General features: G+C 68.5%; 23 protein-coding genes. 19 read left to right on the top strand and 4 right to left on the bottom strand.

Annotation, left to right across the window (positions count from 1 at the left end; genetic code table 11):
* Positions 1-139 precede the first annotated feature (139 nt).
* Positions 140-2,341, top strand: a complete 2,202-nt coding sequence (locus AC5592_RS29720) for an acyl-CoA dehydrogenase family protein (protein ID WP_063920418.1) — start codon at positions 140-142, stop codon at positions 2,339-2,341.
* A gap of 8 nt (positions 2,342-2,349) precedes the next feature.
* Here the strand turns inward: AC5592_RS29720 and AC5592_RS29725 are convergent, their stop codons facing one another.
* Positions 2,350-3,693, bottom strand: coding sequence for a cytochrome P450 (locus AC5592_RS29725; protein WP_036510560.1), 1,344 nt, complete (start codon positions 3,691-3,693; stop codon positions 2,350-2,352).
* Between the two features lie 99 nt (positions 3,694-3,792).
* Between AC5592_RS29725 and AC5592_RS29730 the strand changes: the two genes are divergently transcribed.
* Positions 3,793-4,404, top strand: a complete 612-nt coding sequence (locus tag AC5592_RS29730) for a TetR/AcrR family transcriptional regulator (protein WP_063066119.1) — start codon at positions 3,793-3,795, stop codon at positions 4,402-4,404.
* On the opposite strand, the gene AC5592_RS29735 is transcribed toward AC5592_RS29730, so the two are convergent.
* Entirely contained in the window at positions 4,395-4,979 is a 585-nt protein-coding gene (locus AC5592_RS29735) for a TetR/AcrR family transcriptional regulator (RefSeq protein WP_063066120.1), read from the bottom strand. The genes AC5592_RS29730 and AC5592_RS29735 overlap by 10 nt on opposite strands.
* Before the next feature lie 99 nt (positions 4,980-5,078).
* Here AC5592_RS29735 and AC5592_RS29740 point away from each other — a divergent pair, with 99 nt between their 5' ends.
* The gene (locus AC5592_RS29740; protein WP_036510570.1) at positions 5,079-6,218 is read left to right on the top strand and encodes an acyl-CoA dehydrogenase family protein; all 1,140 of its coding nucleotides are present in this window, start codon (positions 5,079-5,081) and stop codon (positions 6,216-6,218) included.
* A gap of 20 nt (positions 6,219-6,238) precedes the next feature.
* Here the strand turns inward: AC5592_RS29740 and AC5592_RS29745 are convergent, their stop codons facing one another.
* The gene (locus tag AC5592_RS29745) at positions 6,239-7,186 is read right to left on the bottom strand and encodes an extracellular catalytic domain type 1 short-chain-length polyhydroxyalkanoate depolymerase (protein WP_036510574.1); all 948 of its coding nucleotides are present in this window, start codon (positions 7,184-7,186) and stop codon (positions 6,239-6,241) included.
* A gap of 150 nt (positions 7,187-7,336) precedes the next feature.
* Here AC5592_RS29745 and AC5592_RS29750 point away from each other — a divergent pair, with 150 nt between their 5' ends.
* Positions 7,337-7,954 (top strand): DUF1345 domain-containing protein, encoded by a 618-nt coding sequence (locus AC5592_RS29750; RefSeq protein ID WP_036510578.1) that lies wholly within the window; start codon positions 7,337-7,339, stop codon positions 7,952-7,954.
* Positions 7,955-8,228: 274 nt separating this feature from the next.
* Here the strand turns inward: AC5592_RS29750 and AC5592_RS29755 are convergent, their stop codons facing one another.
* Positions 8,229-8,972, bottom strand: a complete 744-nt coding sequence (locus tag AC5592_RS29755) for a patatin-like phospholipase family protein (RefSeq protein ID WP_063066121.1) — start codon at positions 8,970-8,972, stop codon at positions 8,229-8,231.
* 151 nt (positions 8,973-9,123) lie between these two features.
* Here AC5592_RS29755 and AC5592_RS29760 point away from each other — a divergent pair, with 151 nt between their 5' ends.
* The 15 genes from AC5592_RS29760 (at position 9,124) to hypE (ending at position 22,648) form a co-directional block, all read left to right on the top strand.
* Entirely contained in the window at positions 9,124-9,501 is a 378-nt protein-coding gene (locus AC5592_RS29760) for a hydrogenase maturation nickel metallochaperone HypA/HybF (protein ID WP_036510585.1), read from the top strand.
* Positions 9,456-10,397, top strand: a complete 942-nt coding sequence (gene hypB, locus AC5592_RS29765; protein WP_063066122.1) for a hydrogenase nickel incorporation protein HypB — start codon at positions 9,456-9,458, stop codon at positions 10,395-10,397. The genes AC5592_RS29760 and hypB overlap by 46 nt, the downstream gene beginning before the upstream one ends.
* Positions 10,398-10,479: 82 nt before the next feature.
* Positions 10,480-11,535: an NADH-quinone oxidoreductase subunit B family protein gene (locus AC5592_RS29770; RefSeq protein WP_036510588.1), complete on the top strand. Its 1,056-nt coding sequence runs from the start codon at positions 10,480-10,482 to the stop codon at positions 11,533-11,535.
* Between the two features lie 12 nt (positions 11,536-11,547).
* Positions 11,548-13,344 (top strand): nickel-dependent hydrogenase large subunit, encoded by a 1,797-nt coding sequence (locus AC5592_RS29775; RefSeq protein ID WP_036510591.1) that lies wholly within the window; start codon positions 11,548-11,550, stop codon positions 13,342-13,344.
* A gap of 105 nt (positions 13,345-13,449) precedes the next feature.
* On the top strand, positions 13,450-14,277 hold the full coding sequence (locus AC5592_RS29780; RefSeq protein ID WP_232329611.1) for a NifU family protein: 828 nt from the start codon (positions 13,450-13,452) through the stop codon (positions 14,275-14,277).
* Entirely contained in the window at positions 14,274-14,927 is a 654-nt protein-coding gene (locus AC5592_RS29785) for a DUF5947 family protein (protein WP_036510597.1), read from the top strand. The genes AC5592_RS29780 and AC5592_RS29785 overlap by 4 nt, the downstream gene beginning before the upstream one ends.
* The gene (locus AC5592_RS29790) at positions 14,924-15,571 is read left to right on the top strand and encodes a DUF6084 family protein (protein WP_036510601.1); all 648 of its coding nucleotides are present in this window, start codon (positions 14,924-14,926) and stop codon (positions 15,569-15,571) included. Before AC5592_RS29785 ends, AC5592_RS29790 begins: the two co-directional genes overlap by 4 nt.
* A complete protein-coding gene (locus tag AC5592_RS29795) occupies positions 15,568-16,899 on the top strand; it encodes a hypothetical protein (protein ID WP_036510604.1) in 1,332 nt (443 codons plus the stop codon). The genes AC5592_RS29790 and AC5592_RS29795 overlap by 4 nt, the downstream gene beginning before the upstream one ends.
* Before the next feature lie 26 nt (positions 16,900-16,925).
* A complete protein-coding gene (locus AC5592_RS29800; protein WP_086007056.1) occupies positions 16,926-17,045 on the top strand; it encodes a DUF6893 family small protein in 120 nt (39 codons plus the stop codon).
* Entirely contained in the window at positions 17,042-17,518 is a 477-nt protein-coding gene (locus AC5592_RS29805) for a hydrogenase maturation protease (protein WP_063066123.1), read from the top strand. The genes AC5592_RS29800 and AC5592_RS29805 overlap by 4 nt, the downstream gene beginning before the upstream one ends.
* A gap of 2 nt (positions 17,519-17,520) precedes the next feature.
* A complete protein-coding gene (locus tag AC5592_RS29810) occupies positions 17,521-17,760 on the top strand; it encodes a HypC/HybG/HupF family hydrogenase formation chaperone (RefSeq protein WP_036510650.1) in 240 nt (79 codons plus the stop codon).
* Between the two features lie 44 nt (positions 17,761-17,804).
* The gene (hypF, locus tag AC5592_RS29815; RefSeq protein ID WP_063066124.1) at positions 17,805-20,105 is read left to right on the top strand and encodes a carbamoyltransferase HypF; all 2,301 of its coding nucleotides are present in this window, start codon (positions 17,805-17,807) and stop codon (positions 20,103-20,105) included.
* Between the two features lie 20 nt (positions 20,106-20,125).
* Positions 20,126-20,461, top strand: coding sequence for a HypC/HybG/HupF family hydrogenase formation chaperone (locus AC5592_RS29820; protein ID WP_036510658.1), 336 nt, complete (start codon positions 20,126-20,128; stop codon positions 20,459-20,461).
* Positions 20,458-21,570: a hydrogenase formation protein HypD gene (gene hypD / locus AC5592_RS29825; RefSeq protein WP_036510610.1), complete on the top strand. Its 1,113-nt coding sequence runs from the start codon at positions 20,458-20,460 to the stop codon at positions 21,568-21,570. The genes AC5592_RS29820 and hypD overlap by 4 nt, the downstream gene beginning before the upstream one ends.
* Positions 21,563-22,648, top strand: a complete 1,086-nt coding sequence (gene hypE / locus AC5592_RS29830; RefSeq protein ID WP_051025608.1) for a hydrogenase expression/formation protein HypE — start codon at positions 21,563-21,565, stop codon at positions 22,646-22,648. Before hypD ends, hypE begins: the two co-directional genes overlap by 8 nt.
* The last annotated feature ends 1 nt before the right edge of the window (position 22,649 follow it).

Here is a 22,649-nt window from a genome sequence, read left to right on the forward strand (position 1 = left end):
GTACCGGCATCGAGATCGACCACTCCACTCAGGGCGGCACGCCGTCGCGGTGAACGGCTCCGCGATTCGATGCAACCTGTTCTAATCGGGGTGTCCGGGCGGCAACCCGGACCGTATCGACGCCGAGCGGAGTGAGATCGTGCCCCTAGCTCTGACCGCGGATCAGGCGGCGCTGGCGCAGGCCGTCAGCGGATTCGCCGACCGCCACCACACGCGTGAGTACACCCGCAAGCACACCGATCGGCTCGCCGCCGGCGAACTGCCCACCTTCTGGGCGGACCTGGTCGCGCTGGGACTGCCCGGTGTGCATCTGCCGGACGAGGTGGGCGGGCAGGGCGGAACGCTCGACGAGATGGCGGTGGTGCTCGCCGAATCCGGGCGGGCGCTGCTACCCGGCCCGCTACTGCCTTCGGTGATCACGAGCGCCATCGTCGCGTCCGCGGAAACCGTTGCGTCGGTGCGTGATACGTTGCGGCGTTTCGCCGAGGGCGGGACCGGCGCGACGGTGGACGCGGGTCACGGGGTGCGCTTCGCCGATGGCGGCTCGAGCGGTGAGACCGGCCCGGTGCTGGGCGCCGCCGCGGCCGATGTGCTGCTGGTGGCCGCGGCCGACGGCGACCGCACTCGCTGGTTCCTGGTGGAACGTGACGCCCAGGGTGTGCAGATCGAGGCGTGTGCCGGATCGGATCTGGGCCGTGACCTCGCCGTCGTCCGTTTGCGCGAGGTCGCCGGAATCGAGCTCACCGGCATCGACACCGGCTATGCCGAGGCGGTCGCCACCGCGTTCATGGCCGCCGAAGCCGCCGGGGTGATCCGCTGGTGTTCGGACACGGCCACCGAATACATCAAGGCCCGCAAGCAGTTCGGCCGTCCCGTCGGTTCCTTTCAGGCCGTGCAGCACCGCGCCGCGCAACTGCTGATCACCAGTGAGCTCGCCACCTCGGCGGCCTGGGACGCGGTGCGCGGTCTCGCCGACGAACCGGCCCAGCGCACGCACGCCGCGGCCGGTGCCGCGCTGACCACCCTCGGCACTGCCGTGCACGCGGCCGTGGAATGTCTGTGCCTGCACGGCGCGATCGGTTTCACCTGGGAGCACGATCTGCACCTGTACTGGCGGCGGGCCATGTCCCTGGCCGGGCTCGGCGGCCCGGCGGAGAGCTGGGAACGCAGGCTCGGCGAGGTGGCGCTCGGTGGTCCGCGCACGTTCGCGGTACCGCTGCCGGAAACCGATTCCTCGTTCCGCACATGGGTGTCGGAGATTCTGGATCGTGCTGCCGCCCTGGACAACCCGACTCCCGGCAAGATCGGTGACCACGACGCCACCAATACCGGTCCTCGCCGCACGCTGCTCGCCGATTCCGGCCTGGTGTCGCCGCCGATGCCGAAACCGTGGGGGATCGAGGCGGGCCCGCTGGAACAGCTGATCCTGCAGGACGAATACGACCGGCACGGAATCGCGCAGCCCTCCATGGGCATCGGCCAGTGGGTGGTGCCGATCGTGCTGCAGCGCGGCAACCCCGAACAGCTCGCCCGGCTGGCCGCGCCGGCACTGCGCGGCGAACAGATCTGGTGTCAGCTGATGAGCGAACCGGAAGCGGGTTCGGATGTGGCGTCGCTGAGCCTGCGCGCCACCAAGGACGGCGACGGCTGGCGGCTCAACGGCCAGAAGATCTGGACCACGCTGGCGCATCGCTGCGACTGGGGACTGCTGCTGGCGCGCACCGATCCCGAGGCCGAACGCCACCGTGGCCTGACCATGTTCCTGGTCGATATGCACGGTGCGGGTGTGACGGTCCGCCCGATCACCCAATCCAGCGGTCAGGCCGAATTCAACGAGGTGTTCTTCGACGACGCCTTCGTTCCCGACGACATGGTGCTCGGCGAGGTCGGGCAGGGCTGGGCGCTGACGCTGGAAACCCTTGCCCAGGAACGGCTTTTCATCGGCGGCGTCCGCGACCCGGGACACAACTCCCGCATCGTCGGCATCATCGAACGTGCGGAGTACGCGGGCAGCCGTGAGAACGCCCTGCGCGTGCTGGGCCGGATCAGTGCGCGCGGAGCCGCCATCTCGGCGATGAATCTGCGCGAGACCATTCGGCGCCTCGGCGGTCACGGGATCGGCCCGGCCACCAGTATGTCGAAGGCCGCGGCCTCGATACTGCACACCGACGCCGCGGCCGCCGCTCTGGAACTCATCGGTCCCGCCGCGGCGCTGAACGAGAAGGACTGCGAGGTCGTCCTGCACGAACTCGACATCCCGAGCTGGGTGATCGGCGGCGGGACACTGGAAATCCAGCTCAACACGATCGCCACCCTGGTCATGGGGTTGCCTCGGAAGTAGGGGCGCGCTCAGTTACGGACGAAGGTGATGGGCAGGCCGTCCTTGGGATAGGGCAGGGAGTGATAGTCCAGGGGCGGGACGTAGGCGGGGTCCACCCGCCAGTGGTAGTCGCGCAGCAGGCGGTGCATGATCGACTTCACTTCCACTCCGCCGAAATGCATGCCGATACATTTGTGCGCGCCCCCGCCGAAGGGCTCCCACGCGAAGCGATGCGATTTGTCCTCGCGGCGTTCGGGGCCGAAGCGGTCGGGATCGAAGGTGTGCGGGTCGGTCCAGTACTGCGGCATCAGGTGGGTGAACTGGATTCCGATGACGACATCGGTGCCCGCCGGAATCCGAACCCCTTGGATCACAGTGTCTTTCACCGCGTAGCGGACCAGGACCGGGACCGGGGCGCGCAGTCGCAGCGCCTCGCGCATCACGAGATCGATGGACTCCAGCCGCTCGAGTTCGGCCATCGACGGTGCGGGCCCCAGCGCCGATGCCTCACTGCGGCACCGTTGCTGCCATTCCGGATGCTGTCCCAGATACTGCAGGATCGTGGAGGTGGTGATGGTGGAGGTGTCGTGGGCGGCCATCATCAGGAAGATCATGTGGTTGACCACATCGTCGTCGCTGAAGCGGGCGCCGTCCTCGTCCTCGATGTGGCACAGCACCGAGAAGATGTCGTCGCTCTGTTCGGCGCGTTTCGCGGGCAGATAGTGGCGCAGAAAGTCCTCGAGCACCTTTCGGCCGCGGTAGGCCTTGCCCCAGCGGGTGAACGGCACATTGCCGCGCACGATTCCGGCCGCGGCCTGCACGCACGCGATGAACGCCTGGTTGATCCGGTCCATCTCGGCCGGTGTGGTGTCCGCGGCGCCGCCCATGAACAGATCGGCGGCGATATCGAGGGTGAGTTGCTTGAGTTTCCAATAGGCGGGGAAGGATTCGCTCTCGTCCCAGTGCGCGACACCCTGTTCGATCGCCGGATGCAGTCGCTCGGTATAGGCCTGCAGGCGGGGACGGGTGAACGCCTGCTGCATGATCCGCCGATGCCGCTTGTGCTCGTCGAAGTCGATGAGCATGAGTCCGCCGTGGAAGAACGGGCCGACCAGCCGCGACCAGGCGGGCTCGTTGGCCAGCGCCCCGTCCTTGTTCAGCAGCGCTTCCCCGCAGGCGTCGGGACCGAGCAGCAGAGCCGCGGTCCGGCCGAGGGAATACATCGGGGCGACGGGCCCGTAGTGATCCCATTCCCGCTGGAACAGTGCCAGCGGGTCCTGTGCGTATTGCAGCAGTTGCCCGAGCACCGGGTAGCCGCGATCCTCGCGCCGCTGGGTCGGGAGAGGCCTGGTCTCCAGGGCGTCAGCCGTCATCGCACACCTCGTCTCTGTGATGCCGCTCACGTCACAGCCTGATTCAGGAAGGGCGTCCTGTCAACCTTGATCGCGAAGTCGCTGTGGCATGCTGGGGCCATGGCCGTGCAATCAGGGGTCTACCGCGGAGCGACCGCCGCCGAGCGGGCCACCGAACGCCGGTCGCGCCTGCTGGACGCCGGTCTCACGGTGTGGGCCGACGCGGGAACCCGGACGACGATGACCGCGGTCTGCGCCGAAGCCGGACTCAGCGAGCGCTACTTCTACGAGAGTTTCACCGGACTCGACGCCCTGCTCGAAGCCGTCCTGAACCAGATCGCCGTCGAAATCGAGGACAACAGCCGCAGCGCCGCCGAGGCCGCCGGAGGCGATCCGGAAGCGCGTATGCGGGCATCGATCGGCGCGTTCGTGCGGCTGCTGGTCGAGGATCCGCGCAAGGGCCGGGTCGCGATCGTCGAATCGGTGGCGTTTCCCCATTTGCGCAGGCGCCGTACCGAATTGCTGCGGCACCTGGCGCACGAGTCGGCCCTCGAAGTACGAACGTGGCTCGGCGATTCCGGCCGCAGCCGGGCCGCCGACGAAACCTCCGGTCTGCTGTTCATCGGCGGTATGGCCGAACTGGTCACCGCCTGGCTCGACGGCGCCATCGAGGTGAGCGCCGAGGAGATGGTCGAGGCCGCGTGCCGGGCCCTGCGCGGTCTCTATCGCTGAATGCCGGTGGTGAGGATGGTCGCGAGTTCACGGTAGGCGTCGGCGTCGTCGAGGCCGGTTTCGGTGCGGACGCCACCCTTCTGGATGCGCACCATCATGGTCGCGGCGAGGTCCGCGGCGAAAGCGGCGTGGACTTCCCGGAATTCGCCGGCCGCGACGCCGTCGTCGACGAGTTCGCGGACTCGTCTCGCGGCGAGGCGGGTGTTCTGCTCGTACACCTCTCGGGCCGGTGCGAAGGCATCCAGGTCGGTCATGAAATGCTGGGATGCGGCGCCGAGGACGGTTCCGACGGCCGACAGGTAGGCGATGATGCGTGCGCGGGCTCCGGTGGTGGTGGCGATGCGCTGCTCGACATCGTCGGTGGCGCGCCGGAAGAAGTGCACGGTGGCGGCGCGGACCAGTTGTTCTTTACTGCCGGCCAGTGTGTAGAGCGTGCTCTTGGAACACCGCAGCCGCGAGGCGATCTCGTCGAGGGTCAGATGCGCGAAGCCCTCGGTCAGGAAGAGGTCGACCAGCGCGTCGAACAGTTCGGTACGCCGCCGGGTGCCGAAACCGCCACGAGTCGTCTGCGTCATGCCTGAATAGTACTCAAGAGAGTCTTGCAGTACTGCCCGCCGGACAGTACTCTGGCCGATAACCGAGTACTGCCATCCGTGGCCGAGAGGGAGGATGTCGTGGCTGTCGATCGATTGCTGCCCACCGACGAGGCGCACGAACTGATCCAGCTCACCCGTGACATCGCGGACAAGGCGCTCGCGCCGATCGTCGATGAGCACGAGCGGTCGGAGTCGTATCCGAGCGGTGTATTCGCCACGCTCGGCGAGGCGGGGTTGCTGAGTCTGCCGTATCCGCAGGAGTGGGGCGGTGGCGGTCAGCCCTACGAGGTGTATCTGCAGGTGCTCGAGGAGATCGCGGCGCGGTGGGCGGCGGTCGCGGTCGCGGTGAGCGTGCACAGCCTCGCGTGTCATCCGCTGATGGCGTTCGGGACCGAGGAACAGCAACGCCGATGGCTACCGGAGATGCTGGGCGGCACGACAATCGGCGCCTACAGCCTGTCCGAGCCGCAAGCCGGATCCGATGCCGCGGCGGTGGCGTGCAAGGCCGCGCCCGCCGACGGCGGGTATCGGCTCAACGGCACCAAGGCGTGGATCACCCACGGTGGTGTCGCGGATTTCTACAACGTCTTCGCGCGGACCGGTGAAGGGTCGCGCGGGATTTCGTGCTTCCTGGTACCGAAGGACCTCGAGGGCCTGAGTTTCGGCAAGCCCGAGGAGAAGATGGGCCTGCACGCGGTGCCGACGACCACCGCGCATTACGACGATGCGTACCTGCCCGCGGAGCGGCGGATCGGCGCCGAGGGGCAAGGTCTGCAGATCGCTTTGAGCGCATTGGATTCCGGGCGCCTGGGGATCGCCGCGGTGGCGACGGGTCTGGCGCAGGCCGCCCTCGACGAGGCGGTCGGTTATGCGAAGGAGCGCAGCGCCTTCGGTAAGAAGATCATCGATCATCAGGGCCTGGGTTTCCTGCTCGCCGATATGGCCGCCGCCGTCGACTCTGCCCGGGCCACCTATCTCGACGCCGCGCGGCGTCGCGATGCCGGCTTGCCCTATTCGCGGCAGGCCTCGGTCGCCAAGCTGGTGGCCACCGATGCCGCGATGAAGGTGACCACCGACGCGGTGCAGGTCTTCGGAGGCTACGGCTACACCCGGGACTTCCGCGTCGAGCGGTACATGCGGGAAGCCAAGATCACCCAGATCTTCGAGGGCACCAACCAGATTCAGCGTCTGGTCATCAGCCGCTCACTCGCGAAGTAGCCGCCACGGACCCGGTCGGCCTATCGGCCGGTGAAGAACTGCCAGATGACGGTGGCGGCGTCGAATTGACGGCTGACCTTGCCGATGAGGATGTCGGGCAGATATTGCGGGCCGCCGGGCCAGGTGTGGCCGCCGTTGTCGATCGAATACGCCGTTACCCGAGTGTCGTCGGCGCACGCGGCTGTCGCGGTGTGGACGGTGGTTCCGTCGTCGACGACAGTCGGCAGTTCAGCAGTCCTGACGGAGCCGCACCGGTTTGTCGTGCGCCACAGTTCCTGGGTGGCGTCGACGGACAGGACGGGGCTGGTGCCGGGGCCGAGGCGGCCGGAGGTCATCCGCACGACTCCGCCGTCGTAGGGGACGACCGGGTCTGCGGTGCCGTGGATTTCGAGCACCGACAGCGGGTGCGTGGGGGCGCAGTCGGCGGCATCGGCGACGGGAAGGGGTCCGGCGACCGGCGCGATGGCCGCGATCTTCGCCGAGAGCCGGCAGCCGAGGTACTCGGTGAACATCGCGCCGTTGGACAGGCCGGTGGCATAGACGCGGTTCGGATCGACGTCGTCGTCGGCGACGAGGCGGTCGATGATCGCGGAGACGAAGGCGACATCGTCGATCCGCTTCGCGCCCGCGGTGGTGTCCGCGCCGCGGCCGTCGTTCCAGCTCTTGTCCGAGCCGACGGGGTAGACGGCGAGGAAACCCTCGGTGTCGGCCAGGGTATCGAAACCGGTTGTGGCGGCCATGTTTTCGGCCGTACCGCCGCCGCCGTGGAAGATCAGGACGGCCGGTCGCTTCCCCGGCCCGGGCGATGAGGGTTCGTGGATCAGATACTGCCGTGGCAGGCCGCTCGACTCCACTGTGACCGTCCGGTCCCCGGCCGGAGCGGCGTGCAAGGGAGCACATCCACTCACCGCGGCGATCAGACCGGCTGCCGCGACGAAGGCCTGGATCGGTGCGAATCGCTTCCCCATCGCACAACGGTAAACCGGATCCGCGCCGCCTTCACCACGCGGCGCTGAGGATCGCCTGAAAATTGCAGCGAGGCCGGGACGTATCACGACGCGGTGTCCGCCGGACGGCACCTCCGACCACGAAGCGCCGACTGCGACGATGATCGGATCATGATCAGGCCGAGAGTGATCCTCAGCCGGGCTATGGAGGCAGGGCTCGTGGTGGTGGGGCTGGCCGTGTTGTGGGCCGGCGCGCCGAACGACTGGCTCGTGGTCTGGGACGTACTGGCGGCCGTGTACGTCGGGATCTGGGCGGTGCGGCTGCTGCGGAACCGGCGCGAGGAGAATCCTCAGGAATGGCTCGCCGAGGTTCAGGGCAACTGGGCGGCGCTGCTGGCGATCGGGTTGGCCAGTGCCGTCGGGCTGGTCGCGGTCGTATCGATGATCGCGGACGTCGACGAGAAGTTCGGGGCATTCGCGAAAGCCGTTGCGGCCGTTGCCGCATTGCTGGCCTGGTTTCTACTGCACCTGGGCTTCGCCGAACAGTATGCGCGAACCTATTACGCGCTGCTGCCGGACCGCGCGCTGTCGTTCCCGGGATCGGGGCAACCGAACCTCCTGGATTTCGCCTACTTCGCCTTCACCATCGGGGTTTCCTTCGCGGTCTCCGACGTCGAGACCCACCACCGGGACATCCGGGTACAGGTTCTGGTGCATTCGGTGCTCGGCTTCTTCTACAACGCCGCGGTCATCGGCGTCGCGGTCGGGGTGGTGACCGGTGGGCGGTGACCGGTGGAGGGCCCGGCCCCTGCGGTGGCGAGGTATCGAAAACCGCCATCCCCGGTTCGGTGAGCAGCACCGATTCGGCGTCCGCACGCCCGCGCGCCAGAACGCATGCCCGAAACCGCCGCGCCGGAGTTCCGGCGAACGCCGGGCAGCCGCATCCAATGGGCGGGCGCGGAGACCTCGATGTGTGGAACGGCTGTATGGACGTGTCGTGCGATCGGGTCACCGCGCGGCAGCCGCAATCCTGGACCGCTTCGACTCCTGAGGTGCTGCGGCCCTACGGCGCGGGCCAGATTCCCCGCAACCGCGCCGCGGCGACCGCGCTCTGGCGCAGTCCCGCCTCGTAGGCGGGGCGCAGAGCGGCCGGGTCGAAGACGTCCGCACCTGTGGCGGCGATGGCTTGGGCGTCGGGGGACAGGGAAACCGTTGTGGCCGAGGCGAGTTCGTGGTCGGTGTCGGCTCGTGGGTAGAGGTGGGCGCCCGGTTCCAGGATCACGATCGTCTCGGCGCCGGCCGCGACGTCGGCATTGATCGGAGAGCGCACGCCGCCGTCGGCGTAGCGGGCACCGTCGATCGGGATCGGCGGGAAAACTCCGGGCACCGCCGTGCTCGCCGCGACCGCCTCCGCTACGGACGCCGCATCAATTCGGGTCCACACTCGCAGGTCCCCGGATTCGGCATGGACCGACGTGATGACCAGATCGCGGTCCGGCCAGTGCGGCATCGCCAGCAGGGCGTCCATACGCGCGACGTGTTCTGCGGCATCGGCGGGGACGGCCGGGGCGGGGTCCTGCCCCGGCTCGGGCGGGGTGAGCAAGCGGGCGACGTCGCCGCCGTCGGCGAGTACCGCGGCGACGACCGCGCCGGCCGAGGTGCCGACGACACGATCCGCACGAGCGAGGTCGATCCCGGCTTCCCGCAGGCCGACCAGCAGCCCGACCGTCCACACGGTGCCGACCGTCCCACCTCCGCCCAGTACGAGCGCGGACCGAAAACCGTTGGGCGGCAGAGCGGAAGTCACGCGCCGAGCCTACCGGCGACCCGGAGGGCGGTGCTCTCACAGCCGAGACGACCGGATGGTCCTGGTGAGCGGGTTGTGCGGGAAAGTTGCCGGAGTACGCTGAATGGGTCGGCCTTCGATGACTCGGCCTCTCGATGAATCGAGACAACTCATGCACGAGCTGGCAATCGCGCAGGGGATCGTGAGCGGCGCGTGTGAACACGCTGCCGGGCGGCGGGTGTACCGCGTGACCGTTGCGATCGGGATGCTCTGCGCGGTGGTCCCGGATGCCCTGCACTTCTGTTTCGGCCTCGCGGCCGAAGGCACCCTCGCCGAGGGCGCCGAACTCGTAGTCGAGGAAATTCCGGGCCGGGCGCGCTGCCGCACCTGCGGCGCCGAATTCGGCCTGCCCGATCTGATCCCGCTGTGCGCCTGCGGCAGCGCCGACGTCGACATCCGCGCCGGGCGGGAGCTGCGAATCCGCTCCATGGAGGTGAGTGAGACATGTGCGCAACCTGCGGATGCGGCGGCGACGACACCCAGGCGGTGATCACCGGTCCGCACGAGCACGACCATCCGCACGATCACGATCACGACCACGGCGACACGCACGATCACCGCCACGGGCATGCGCACGATCACGGCGACGGGCGCGGGCATGACCACGGCGACGGGCAAGCGCATGACCACCACGAGGACGCGCATCACCCCCACGGGCACGATCACGACCACTCCCACCCGCACGAGCACGGCGGTCCGCCGACCGAGACGGTGACTCTGGAACAGAAGGTGCTGGCCAAGAACGATCAACTGGCACAAGAGAATCGGCGCTGGCTGGCCGAGCGGGACATCCTCGCCCTGAATCTCACCAGCTCGCCGGGCGCGGGCAAGACGACGCTGCTCGAGCGCACCATCCGTGAATGCCCGGGCATGCCGATCGCGGTCATCGAGGGCGATCAGGAGACCCTGCTGGACGCGCGGCGGATCGAATCCACCGGCTGCCCCGTGGTGCAGATCAACACCGGCGCCGGCTGTCATCTCGACGCGCAGATGACTCGCGGCGCGCTCGAATCACTGCACCCGGCGCGCGAGAGCGTGGTCCTGATCGAGAATGTCGGCAATCTGGTGTGTCCCGCCCTGTTCGACCTCGGCGAGCGCGCGAAGGTCGTCATCGTCTCGGTGACCGAGGGAACCGACAAGCCGTTGAAGTATCCCCATATGTTCGCCGCGGCCGGCCTCGTGCTGATCAACAAGATCGATCTGCTGCCGTATGTCGACTTCGATCTCGCCACCTGTACGCGCTACGTCCGGGCGATCAATTCCGGAGTGACGGTGCTCCCGGTATCCGCGACGAGCGGAGAGGGCCTCGGTGACTGGTACGGCTGGCTCGCCGGGCAACGCTCGTCGGTAGCCGCACCCATTGAGGTTCATTTGTCGCGAGACTAATATCTGTGTGGTCTGTATCACAGATTGAGACGGCTTCGAGCCGGATCGGCCAGCCCCCGCCCGGCTCGGGAAGGCGGCGTTCATGCCAACCCAGGAAGCAGTTCGGGCCGAAGAGACGCTGATACACGTCCTGTGGATCAACGCGGGCCTCAGTTGTGACGGTGATTCGGTGGCGTTGACTGCCGCCACCCAGCCCAGTGTCGAGGAAATCGCGCTCGGAGCGCTTCCCGGCCTGCCCAAGATCGCCGTACATTGGCCGCTGATCGATTTCGAATGCGGTCCGAACGGGGGAGCCGACGACTTCCTCGAATGGTTCTTCAAGGCCGACCGCGGCGAACTCGAACCCTTCGTTCTGGTGGTCGAAGGTTCGATTCCGAACGAGCAATTGCACCGCGACGGTTACTGGTGCGGTTTCGGCAACAACCCGGAGACGAATCAGCCGATGACCACCAGTGAATGGCTCGACCGGCTGGCGCCCAAGGCCACCGCGGTCGTGGCGGTCGGCACCTGCGCCACCTACGGCGGCATTCACGCGATGGCCGGCAACCCCACCGGAGCGATGGGAGTTCCGGATTACCTCGGCTGGGATTGGAAGTCCAAGGCCGATATTCCGATCGTCTGCGTGCCCGGATGCCCGATCCAGCCGGACAATCTCTCCGAGACGCTGACCTATCTGCTGTACATGGCCACCGGCCAGGCGCCGATGATTCCGCTCGACGAAGCGCTGCGCCCGAAATGGTTGTTCGGTGCCACCGTGCACGAGGGTTGCGATCGCGCCGGATACTACGAACAAGGTGATTTCGCCGAGGAGTACGGCTCGCCGAAGTGCATCGTGAAATTGGGGTGCTGGGGCCCGGTCGTGAAATGCAATGTGCCCAAACGTGGTTGGCTCAACGGTGTCGGAGGGTGCCCGAACGTCGGCGGTATCTGCATCGGCTGCACCATGCCGGGATTCCCGGACAAATTCATGCCGTTCATGGACGAACCGCCCGGCGGGAAAATCTCGTCCACCGCGTCGGGGCTGTACGGATCGGTGATCCGCAGCCTGCGCCACATCACCGGCCGCACTGTCGACAAGGAGCCGCACTGGCGGCACAAGGGGGAGAAACTCGATACGGGCGCGACTCGCACCTGGTAGGAGAATCTCGCGATGACACAGATCATCCCGGAGGCGTCGCACAAGAGGATCGAGCCGGATTCGCTCGTCGAAATGGCGTGGGACCCGATCACCCGGATCGTCGGCAGCCTCGGTATCTACACGAAAATCGATTTCGAGAACCGGGAAGTGGTCGAGTGTCACAGCACGTCGTCCATCTTCCGTGGCTATTCGATATTCATGCGCGGCAAGGATCCGCGGGATGCGCACTTCATCACCAGCCGCATCTGCGGAATCTGCGGTGACAACCACGCCACCTGTTCGTGCTACTGCCAGAACATGGCCTACGGCGTGAAGCCGCCGCATCTGGGCGAGTGGATCGTCAATCTGGGCGAGGCCGCGGAATACATGTTCGACCACAACATCTTCCAGGAGAATCTGGTCGGGGTGGACTTCTGCGAGAAGATGGTCGCCGAGACCAATCCGAGTGTTCTCGACGCGGCCCGCAAGGCCGAGGCGCCGCACGCCGCGATGCACGGCTATCGCACCGTCGGCGACATCATGGAAGCGCTCAATCCCTTCACCGGCGAGTTCTACCGTGAGGCGCTGCAGGTGAGCCGGTATACGCGAGAGATGTTCTGCCTCATGGAAGGCCGGCACGTGCATCCCTCGACGCTGTATCCCGGCGGCGTCGGCACCGTGGCGACGGTCCAATTGATGACCGATTACATGTCGCGGCTGATGCGCTACGTCGAATTCATGAAGAAGGTCGTGCCGATGCACGACGACCTGTTCGACTTCTTCTACACCGCGGTGCCCGGATACGAGCGGGTCGGGCTGCGGCGCACCCTGCTGGGATGCTGGGGTTCGTTCCAGGATCCGGAGGTCTGCAATTTCGAGTACAAGGATATGGAGGATTGGGGCCGGCGGATGTTCGTGACGCCGGGTGTGGTGGTGGACGGCAAACTCGTCACCACCTCGCTGCTCGATATCAATCTCGGTATCCGAATCCTTTTGGGCAGTTCGTATTACGACGACTGGACCGATCAGGAGATGTTCGTGAAGACCGATCCGCTGGGCAATCCGGTGGACCGGCGCCATCCGTGGAATCAGCACACCAATCCGAAGCCGCAGAAACGCGATCTCGACGACAAGTACAGCTGGGTGATGTCACCGCGCTGGTTCGACGGCAAGGACCACCTGGCCCTCGACACCGGCGGTGGGCCGCTGGCCCGGTTGTGGTCGACGGCGCTGGCCGGGCTGGTCGACATCGGCTATGTCCGCTCGACCGGGCACAGCGTGCAGATCAACCTGCCCAAGACCGCCTTGAAGGGGCCGGTCGAATTGGAATGGAAGATTCCGGAGTACGGCAGCAACACCATCGAACGCGATCGTGCCCGCACCTACTTCCAGGCCTACGCGGCGGCGTGCGCACTGCATTTCGCCGAGAAGGCGCTCACGGAGATCCGGGCCGGGCGGACCAAGACATGGGAGCATTTCGACGTGCCGGCCGAGGGCATCGGCTGCGGTTTCACCGAGGCCGTGCGCGGTGTGCTGTCGCATCACATGGTGATCCGCGACGGCAAGATCGCCAACTACCACCCCTATCCGCCGACGCCGTGGAATGCCAACCCGCGCGACAGCTTCGGCACGCCGGGGCCCTACGAGGACGCGGTACAGGGACAGCCGATCTTCGAGGAGAACGACCGCGAGCACTTCAAGGGCATCGACATCATGCGCACGGTGCGCAGCTTCGATCCCTGCCTGCCCTGCGGTGTGCACATGTACCTCGGAAAGGGCACGACCCTGGACCTGGTGCATTCACCGGCACAGATATCGACCGCCGAATAACCGGAGATCCGGTACCGACGGCAGGAGGAGGCGGTATCCACGCGTCCTGACGGTGAGTCCGCGGCGACGGTCGGCGACGACCGGTGGCGCAGCGCGGGTGATCGCATCGAGACACTGCTCGATGCGAGTTCCGCGGGTGGTGCGGTGGCCCGGGAACGGGCCGAGGCGCTGGTCGGCGAGGTGGTCGATCTGTACGGCGCCGGACTGCGGCGCATCCTCGCCGTCCTCGACGACGCCACGGTGCAGCGGCTGCTCGCCGACGATCTGGTCGCCAGCCTGCTGCTGGTGCACGGGCTGCATCCCCACGACGTGCGGACCCGGGTCGCCGGCGCGCTCGACAGCGTGCGGCCGTATCTGGGGTCGCACGGCGGCGATGTGCGCTTGCTCGAGGTCGGCGAAGATGCGGTGGTCCGGCTGGAGCTGACCGGAAGCTGCCGCAGTTGCCCATCGTCCTCGGTGACATTGGAATTGGCGGTGGAGGACGCCGTGCGCGCGGCCGCACCGGAGATCACCGCGATCGAAGTGGTCGCCGCCGAGGCGGCCGCCGACCCGGCGGTGATCGCCCCGGAGACGCTGTTCGCGCACGTGCGCTCCGGCGGAAACTGGATCGGCGCACCGGAATTGGCGGATTTGGCCGCCGGTGAGGTCGGCGGCTTCGCCCTGGGCGGGCTGACGGTACTCGCCTGCCGGGTCGGCGACGAGATCTACGTCTACCGCGATCACTGCCCGAACTGTGACCGGACGCTGGCCGGCGCGGTTCTGCACCGCGGGGTCCACGGCGACCCGGTGCTGCGCTGTCCCGGGTGCCGCGCCCATTTCGACATCGTCCACGCCGGTGCCCGGCTCGACGGGAGCGGACATCTCGAACCGCTGCCGGTTCTGGTGCGCGACGGCGAACTGTCGGTGGCGATTCCGGTGGGGGTGGGCGGATGAATCCGACCGTGCGCGCACTGCGCCGCTTGGCGGCCGAACGCCCTCCGGCGCCGGTCGCGGGGGAGCGGTGCGAGATGTGCGCGGAACCGGTCGGCGCGGCGCATCAGCACGTCGTCGACACCGAGAGCCGGCACATGTTGTGCGTATGCCGGGGTTGTTATCTGCTGTTCACCGATCGGGCCGCGGCACTGCGTTACCGGGCGGTCCCGCAGCGGTACATCTCGTTTCCCGATTTCCGGATGAGCCTGCCGGAATGGGACGGCCTCGAGATTCCGGTCGGACTGGCCTTCTTCTTCCACAGCTCGGCGGCCGGGCGCACCGTCGCGTTCTATCCGGGACCGGCCGGGGCCACCGAATCCGAACTGCCCCTGGATAATTGGCACGCGTTCACCGAGTCGCACCCGGAATTCGGCGATCTCGCCGACGATGTCGAGGCCCTGCTGATCCAGGTCCCCGAACGCGACGCCGGCGCGGCACGCTGCCTGCTGCTGCCGATCGACGCCTGCTACGAGTTCGTGGGCCGGATCCGTTTGCTGTGGCGCGGTTTCGACGGAGGGTCGGATGTGCGCGACTACATAGCGCGATTCTTCGCCGAGATGACGGCGCGGGCCCGCGCATTCGATCCGGGAAACAGGGGGGAGGCGCCGTGAGCCCCGCCTACGCCACCACCTTCGCGGTGCTCGGGATGAAGCCCGAACCGTACGCGGTCACTCCGATCCTGTCCGCGCGGATCGGAATCGCCTCCGTCGGTGACGAACCCGTCCACGCCATCGCCTTGCGCGCCCAGGTGCGCATCGAGCCGAACCGCCGGTCCTACACCGACGCCGAGAGCGCGGGACTGCTGGATCTGTTCGGTCCGCGCGAGCGCTGGGACCACACCCAGCGCTCGTTTCTCTGGATGCACTGCGCCACAACGGTTCCCGGCTTCACCGGCGGCGCGGAGGTGGATCTGCCGATGCCGTGCACCTACGACCTCGAGGTGGCCGGATCGAAGTATCTGCACGCGTTGCACGAGGGTGAGGTGCCGCTGGTGTTCCTGTTCAGCGGGACCGTATTCATCCGCGGCAGTAAAGGTTTCGCGGTGCAGCAGATTCCCTGGGATCGCGACGACCGCTACCGGATGCCGGTCTCGGTGTGGCGGGAGCTGATGGCGGCGCACTTCCCGGGCACGGGCTGGCTGCGGCTGCACGAGGACACCCTGGCCGCGCTCGCGGCCTACAAGGGCGAGCACGGCCTGCTCGGCTTCGACGAGACGGTCGCACGGTTGCTCGCGGGCGCACAGGAGTCGGCGTGAGTACCGCGCGCTCGAGCCGAGAACGAGCCCGCGCGGTCGCCGACGCGGTGCTCTACGAGGGCTATCTGCTCTATCCGTACCGCGCCGACGCGCGAAAGAACCGGTGCCGCTGGCAATTCGGCGTCCTCGGCCCCGCCGGCGCGCACGCGTCCGGACTGGGGGAGGAGTCCGAACTCACCGGGCAGATGCCGTTGGTCCCGGACGGCGACCCGGTCCTGCGGTTCACGCTCCGATTCCTGCAACTGCAGCACCGCGCTGTGCACGACGCGGACGGCACGCCCGTCGCGGAGACGACCGTCGCGGGCGACACCTGGCCGGACTGGGACGAGGCCGTCGAACGGGAGGTCACCGTCGGACCGTGCGCCCCGGCCGACACGACGGTGCCGTTCGAGATTCCAGGGGGCCGCGAGACCGAACCCCTGGCCGATCCGGCGACCGGAGCGGCGGGCACGGTCGTGCGCACTCGCCGCCCGCTGCGCGGCGAATTGGAGCTGGCCGTCGCCATCGAGGCCGGATATCGGCTCGTGCGGGTGACCGTGCGCAACACCGGGGAACCGGCCGTCGATCGCCGCGACGCCCTGGCCCGTTCGCTGCTCGGCGCGCACGTGATCGCCGAGACGACCGGCGCGGAATTCGTCTCGCTGCTGGAACCGCCGCCGGAGGCCGAGGCCGCCGTGGCGCGGTGCGCCCAGCATCGCTGCTTCCCGGTGCTGGCCGGACCGCCCGGTGACCGCGGCCTGATGCTGATCTCGCCGATCATCCTCTACGACCATCCCGAGATCGCCGAGCAGAGCCCGGAATCGCTCTACGACGCCACCGAGATCGACGAAATTCTCACCCTGCGCGTCATGGCCATGACCGACGAGGAGAAGGCGGCCGCGCGCGCCACCGATCCGCGCGCGGCCCGCATCGTGGACAGCTGTGACGCGATGACCGCCGAGCAGATGGCGCGACTGCACGGCGTGCTGCGCGACCCCGGCGCCGGGGAGAACCGGCTGGTGCCGGAGATCCCGCCCGGCATCGACTGGTGGGATCCGGTCGCCGACGGCGCGGTGCGGCCGGATTCGGATGCCGTGCCCATCGCCGGGACGCTGGTGCGCAAGGGGAGCCGGGTGCGGCTGCATCCGGCCCGGCGCGCCGATATCCACGACATGTTCTTCGACGGCCGCGACGCGCGGGTCACCTCGGTGCACGCCGACGTCGACGGGCGCACCCACGTCGGTGTGGTCATCGCCGACGATCCCGGAGCCGATCTGCACGAATGGTACGGGCGTTACCTGTATTTCGATCCCGACGAACTGGAGCCGCTGGACGGACCGGGCGAGTAGCGCGGCCGGAGGAAAGGACGGATGTCATGGAGACGGTGGGAATGGTGGCGACGGGAGTCGTCGCGGCGGCGGTCGTCGTCGCGGCGCTGATCGGAATCCGCTCGATTCCGGATATGCGCCGCTATCTGCGAATGCGGCGCATGTGAGCAGCCGGGTGCTGGTCGCCGGAATCGGCAACATCTTTCTCGGCGACGACGGCTTCGGCCCCGAGGTGGTGCGGCGGATACCGCCGGACCGCGAGGACGGCGTGCGGGTGGTCGACTACGGCATCCGCGGCATGCATCTGGCCTACGACCTCCTCGATGCCTGGGATGCGCTAGTCCTCGTCGACGCGATCCCGAATCGGGGCGCGCCGGGCCGCATCGAGGTGATGCGCGCCGAACCGGGCCGGCAGGCGCCGGTGGGTCTGGACGCCCACGGTATGGATCCGGTCGCGGTGTTCGCGGGGGTCCGGGCGCTGGGCGGGGAGGTACCACCCACCGTGGTCGTCGGCTGTCAGGTGCTGTCGACCGACGAGGGGATCGGCCTGTCCGCACCCGTGGCGGCCGCGGTGGACGAGGGCGCCGCGACCGTGGCGCGGGTGGTCGCGCAAGTGCGGATGTCGCGAACGGAGGTGTGATCGTGTGCCTCGGGATTCCGGGCCGGGTCGTGGAGATCGTCGACGGCTACGGCGGTCAGCTGGCGCTCGTCGATGTCTCCGGCGCCGAGCGCAAGGTGAATATCGGCCTGCTGGAAGACGATCCGGTGGCACCGGGGGATTGGGTGATCATCCACATGGGTCTCGCGGTCGAGCGCACCGACGAGGCGGGCGCCCGCGAGGCACTCGCCGGACTGCGACTGCTGAGTCGAGGCGAGCCGTGAGCACCGAGGCGAGGCGAGTAGTGGGTACCGAGGCGGGCCGAGTAGTGGGTACCGAGGCGGGCCGAGTAGCCGACGCCGGGCGCGCTCGGTGCCGGCTGGTCGTGCGCGGTGTGGTGCAGGGCGTCGGATTCCGGCCCTTCGTCTACAGCACCGCCGCCGAACTCGCGCTGACCGGCAGTGTCTCCAACGACAGCGACGGGGTGATCGTCGACATCGAGGGAACACCATGGGCGCTGGCCGAATTCACCGATCGGGTGCGCCACCACCCGCCGCCGCTGGCGGTGGTCGACTCCGTCGAGCGCACCGATCTTCCGGTGCGCGGGGGCACCGGATTCCGGATCGCCGGCACGACCCGCGGCGGCGGTCGCACCCTGGCCTCGCCCGATGTGGCGATCTGCGCCGACTGTGCGCGGGAGCTGGCCGATCCGGCCGACCGCCGCTACCGGCATCCGTTCGTCACCTGCACCAATTGCGGCCCCCGCTTCACGATCATCGCGAGTCTGCCCTACGACCGTGAGCGGACCTCGATGGCCGATTTCGCCATGTGCGAGCGCTGTGCGCGCGAGTACCACGATCCCGCCGACCGCCGTTTCCACGCTCAGCCGATCGCCTGCCCCGACTGCGGGCCCACTTTGCGCTACTCCGGTCCCGGAACCGGTGACCCCGTGGCCGCCGCGCGAAAGATGTTGCGCGAGGGCGGAATTGTCGCGGTCAAGGGCATCGGCGGCTATCACCTGGCCTGCGCCGCCGACGACGAGGACGCGGTGGCGCGGCTGCGCGCCCGCAAGCGGCGCGGCGCGAAACCTTTCGCCGTCATGGTCGCCGATCTCGCCGCGGCCCGCACCCTCGCACGTGTCGACGCGGCCGCCGCGGCGGTGCTGAGCGGACCACAGCGGCCGATCGTGCTGCTGCCGCGCGGTGAGCGAGCACCGGCGGAATCGGTGGCGCCGGGCCTGCGCGAGCTCGGGGTGATGCTGGCCTACACGCCGCTGCATCTGCTGCTGTTCGGACTGCCCGGCGACCCGCCCGGTCCGATCGCGCTGGTGATGACCTCGGCCAATCTCGGCGGCGAACCCCTCTGCTACACCGACGAGGACGCCGCGCGACGTCTGCCGGAACTGGCCGACGCGGTGCTGGACCACGACCGCCGCATCCTGGTGCCCTGCGACGATTCGGTGGTCCGGCTGGTCGACGGAATCGAACTGCCGATCCGGCGCTCCCGGGGATACGCGCCGCTGCCGCTGGCACTGCCGCAGGAGTCGGCGCCCGTTCTCGCGGTCGGCGCGGATGTGAAGAACACCTGCGCGGTCGCCGAGGGCCGATATGCGTGGCTGAGTCAGCACATCGGCGATATGGACGATCTGGCCACGCTGCGCGCCTTCGGCGCGGCCGAACACCATCTGGAGGAACTGACCGGCGTGCACCCGGCGCGGCTGGCGGTCGACGCCCATCCCGGCTATCGCTCCAGCGCCTGGGCGCGGCGCGCCGCCGCCGGGCGGCCGATGCACACCGTGCAGCATCATCACGCCCACATCGCGGCGGTGATGGGGGAGCACGGCCTGCCCGGATCGTCGACCGTCCTCGGAATCGCTTTCGACGGAACGGGTTTCGGGCCGGACGGGGCGATCTGGGGCGGTGAGGTGCTGGCGGCCGGCTACAAGGGATTCCGCCGCCTGGCACATCTGGCCTACGTCCCCCTGCCGGGCGGTGACGCCAGTGTGCATCGCCCCTACCGGATGGCGCTGGCCCATCTGCGCGCCGCCGGCATCGCGTGGGAGGAGTCCATCGCCTCGGTCGCGGCGTGCCCGCCCGCCGAGCGCCGGGTTCTCGCCCATCAACTCGACACGGGGCTGGGCTGTGTCCCGACCTCGAGCATGGGGCGGCTGTTCGACGCGGTGGCGTCGCTGGCGGGTGTGCGCCACGTGGTCGACTACGAGGCGCAGGCCGCCATCGAACTGGAGGCCCGCTCGCGGGACGCGGACCCCGGGCACGGCTACCGATTCGCGCTCGGCGCACCCGACCCCGACGCCGGTGCCGTGCGAATGGATCCGGCTCCGGTGCTGGCCGCGGTGCTCGCCGACCTCGCGGCAGGGGCCGGTGCGGATCTCGTCGGCGCGCGCTTCCATGTCGCGGTCGCCGAACTCGTGGTCGCACTGGCGCGCCGATTCGGCGAACCGGGTGTGCCGGTGGCTCTCTCCGGTGGCGTGTTCCAGAACGCGCTGCTGCTCTCGCTCTCGCGAAACCGGCTGCGGGACGAGGGCTTTCAGGTCATCACTCATCACAGAGTGCCACCCAACGACGGCGGCCTGGCATTCGGGCAGCTGCTCGCCGCCGGGGCTCGATGAGCGAAAGGAAGGAACCGATCATGTGCCTGGCAGTCCCGGGGAAGGTGCTCGACCTGTACGAGCGCGACGGCACGCTGATGTCGGTGGTCGACTTCGGCGGTGTCCACAAAGACGTATGCCTGCAATACATTCCGGATGCCGCGGTCGGCGACTACGTCGTCGTGCACGTCGGATTCGCCATTCAGCGCCTCGACGAGGAATCGGCGCTGGCCACCCTGGCCGAATTCGAACACCTCGGTGTATTGAACGAGGAATTCGGTGACGGCTTCGCCATCGCCGCCCGGCAGTCCGGTCTTCCCGATCCCACCTCCGGCGCGCCGTCGGAGCCCGCTCGTGACGACGAGGTGAACCGATGAAATATCTGGACGAATTCAGCAATCCCGATCTGGCTCAGCGTCTGCTCGAACGGATCCGGACCGAGTCCACGCGCCGCTGGTCGATCATGGAAGTCTGTGGCGGACAGACGCATTCGATCATCCGGCACGGCATCGACCAGCTGCTGCCGGACACCATCGAGATGATCCACGGCCCCGGCTGCCCGGTCTGCGTCACGCCCCTGGAAGTGATCGACAAGGCACTCGAGATCGCCGCCCGCCCGGAGGTCATCTTCTGCTCCTTCGGCGACATGCTGCGCGTGCCGGGAAGTTCCAAGGATCTGTTCCGGGTCAAGAGCGAGGGCGGCGATGTGCGGGTGGTGTATTCGCCGCTGGACGCGCTCACCCTCGCGAAACAGAATCCCGACCGGCAGGTGGTGTTCTTCGGGATCGGTTTCGAGACCACCGCCCCGGCCAACGCCATGACCGTGTATCAGGCCCAGCGGCTGGGCATCGAGAACTTCTCGCTGCTGGTCTCGCACGTCCTGGTCCCGCCGGCGATCGCCGCCATCATGGAATCGCCGGACTGCCGGGTCCAGGCGTTCCTGGCCGCCGGTCACGTGTGCGCGGTGATGGGTACCGGCGAATACCCGCCGCTGGCGGAGAAGTATCGAGTTCCCATGGTGGTCACGGGATTCGAGCCCCTGGACATTCTGGAGGGGATCCGCCGCACGGTGATCCAGCTCGAACAGGGCCGCCACGAAGTCGAGAACGCCTACCCGCGTGCGGTACCGGCCGAGGGCAATCCGGCCGCGAAGGCCATGTTGCAGGACGTCTTCGAGGTCACCGACCGGGCCTGGCGCGGGATCGGCGTCATTCCGCGCAGCGGGTGGCGGCTCTCGCCGCGCTATCGCGACTACGACGCCGAATACCGATTCAGCGTGGGCGATATCCACACCGCCGAATCGTCGGTCTGCCGCTCCGGAGAGGTCCTGCAGGGGCTGATCAAGCCGACCGATTGCGCGGCGTTCGGCACCCGCTGCACACCGCGAAATCCGCTGGGCGCCACGATGGTGTCCTCCGAGGGCGCCTGCGCGGCCTACTACCTGTATCGCCGCCTGGACCTGCCGGCGGAGGTGGCTCATGCTTGACCATGCCCAAACCTCCACTCCGCCACCGGTATTCGATGCGGAGAGCTGGGTGTGCCCACTGCCGCTGCGGGATTCGCCGACGATCGTGATGGCGCACGGCGGCGGGGGCGCGATGTCGGGCGAGCTGATCGAGCATCTGTTCCTGCCCGCGTTCGGCGCCGCCGCCGACGCCGCGCTCGGGGACGCGGCGGTGGTCGAGGTCGGCGGCACGAGGCTGGCGTTCTCCACCGATTCGTTCGTGGTGAAACCGCTCGTCTTCCCCGGCGGCACGATCGGCGAGCTGGCGGTCAACGGCACCGTGAACGACCTGGCCATGGCCGGTGCGCAGCCGCTGGTGCTGTCGACGGCGTTCATCCTGGAAGAGGGCACCGACCTGGCCGAGATCGCCCGGGTCGCCGAGGCCATGGGCGAGGCCGCCGGCACGGCCGGGGTGAAGCTGGTGACCGGCGATACGAAAGTGGTCGACGCCGGCCACGGGGACGGCATCTTCGTCAACACCGCGGGCATCGGGCTGGTGCCCGCGGGGGTCGACATCCGTCCCGAGCGCGCCCGGCCCGGCGATGTCGTGCTGGTCAGCGGCGACATCGGTGTGCACGGGGTGGCGGTGATGAGCTGCCGCGAGGGCCTGGAATTCGGCACCACCGTGCGCAGCGACACCGCCGCGCTGAACGGTCTGGTCGCCGCCCTCCTCGCCACCGGCGCCGATGTCCACACGCTGCGCGATCCCACTCGCGGCGGGGTGGCGGCGACCTTGAACGAGATCGCGAAAGCCGCGAATACCGGTGTGCGACTGGACGAGCGCGCGCTGCCGATCCCGGACGCGGTCCGCGATGCCTGCGGACTGCTGGGACTGGATCCGCTGTACGTGGCCAACGAGGGGAAGGCGATCGCCTTCGTCGCCGCCGAGGACGCGGACCGTGCGCTGGAGGCCATGCGGGCGCATCCGCTGGGCGCGCGGGCCCGCGCGATCGGCGTCTGCGTCGACGAACATCCCGGGATGGTGGTCGCGCGCACCGCGCTCGGCGGTACCCGGGTGGTGGATCTCCCTGCCGGCGAACAGCTTCCGCGGATCTGCTGAG

The organism is Nocardia violaceofusca NBRC 14427 (assembly GCF_963869435.1).
GTDB classification, from domain to species: domain Bacteria; phylum Actinomycetota; class Actinomycetes; order Mycobacteriales; family Mycobacteriaceae; genus Nocardia; species Nocardia aobensis.

Excerpts from the sequence above, each read along its gene's own strand:
- AC5592_RS29750 (WP_036510578.1), top strand. The coding sequence starts at position 7,337 with ATGATCAGGCCGAGAGTGATCCTCAGCCGGGCTATGGAGGCAGGGCTC.
- AC5592_RS29820 (WP_036510658.1), top strand. The coding sequence starts at position 20,126 with ATGTGCCTGGCAGTCCCGGGGAAGGTGCTCGACCTGTACGAGCGCGAC.
- hypE (WP_051025608.1), top strand. The coding sequence starts at position 21,563 with ATGCTTGACCATGCCCAAACCTCCACTCCGCCACCGGTATTCGATGCG.
- AC5592_RS29785 (WP_036510597.1), top strand. The coding sequence starts at position 14,274 with ATGAATCCGACCGTGCGCGCACTGCGCCGCTTGGCGGCCGAACGCCCT.
- AC5592_RS29725 (WP_036510560.1), bottom strand. The coding sequence starts at position 3,693 with ATGACGGCTGACGCCCTGGAGACCAGGCCTCTCCCGACCCAGCGGCGC.
- AC5592_RS29735 (WP_063066120.1), bottom strand. The coding sequence starts at position 4,979 with ATGACGCAGACGACTCGTGGCGGTTTCGGCACCCGGCGGCGTACCGAA.
- hypB (WP_063066122.1), top strand. The coding sequence starts at position 9,456 with ATGTGCGCAACCTGCGGATGCGGCGGCGACGACACCCAGGCGGTGATC.
- AC5592_RS29745 (WP_036510574.1), bottom strand. The coding sequence starts at position 7,186 with ATGGGGAAGCGATTCGCACCGATCCAGGCCTTCGTCGCGGCAGCCGGT.
- AC5592_RS29760 (WP_036510585.1), top strand. The coding sequence starts at position 9,124 with ATGCACGAGCTGGCAATCGCGCAGGGGATCGTGAGCGGCGCGTGTGAA.
- AC5592_RS29775 (WP_036510591.1), top strand. The coding sequence starts at position 11,548 with ATGACACAGATCATCCCGGAGGCGTCGCACAAGAGGATCGAGCCGGAT.
- hypD (WP_036510610.1), top strand. The coding sequence starts at position 20,458 with ATGAAATATCTGGACGAATTCAGCAATCCCGATCTGGCTCAGCGTCTG.
- AC5592_RS29800 (WP_086007056.1), top strand. The coding sequence starts at position 16,926 with ATGGAGACGGTGGGAATGGTGGCGACGGGAGTCGTCGCGGCGGCGGTC.
- AC5592_RS29770 (WP_036510588.1), top strand. The coding sequence starts at position 10,480 with ATGCCAACCCAGGAAGCAGTTCGGGCCGAAGAGACGCTGATACACGTC.
- AC5592_RS29730 (WP_063066119.1), top strand. The coding sequence starts at position 3,793 with ATGGCCGTGCAATCAGGGGTCTACCGCGGAGCGACCGCCGCCGAGCGG.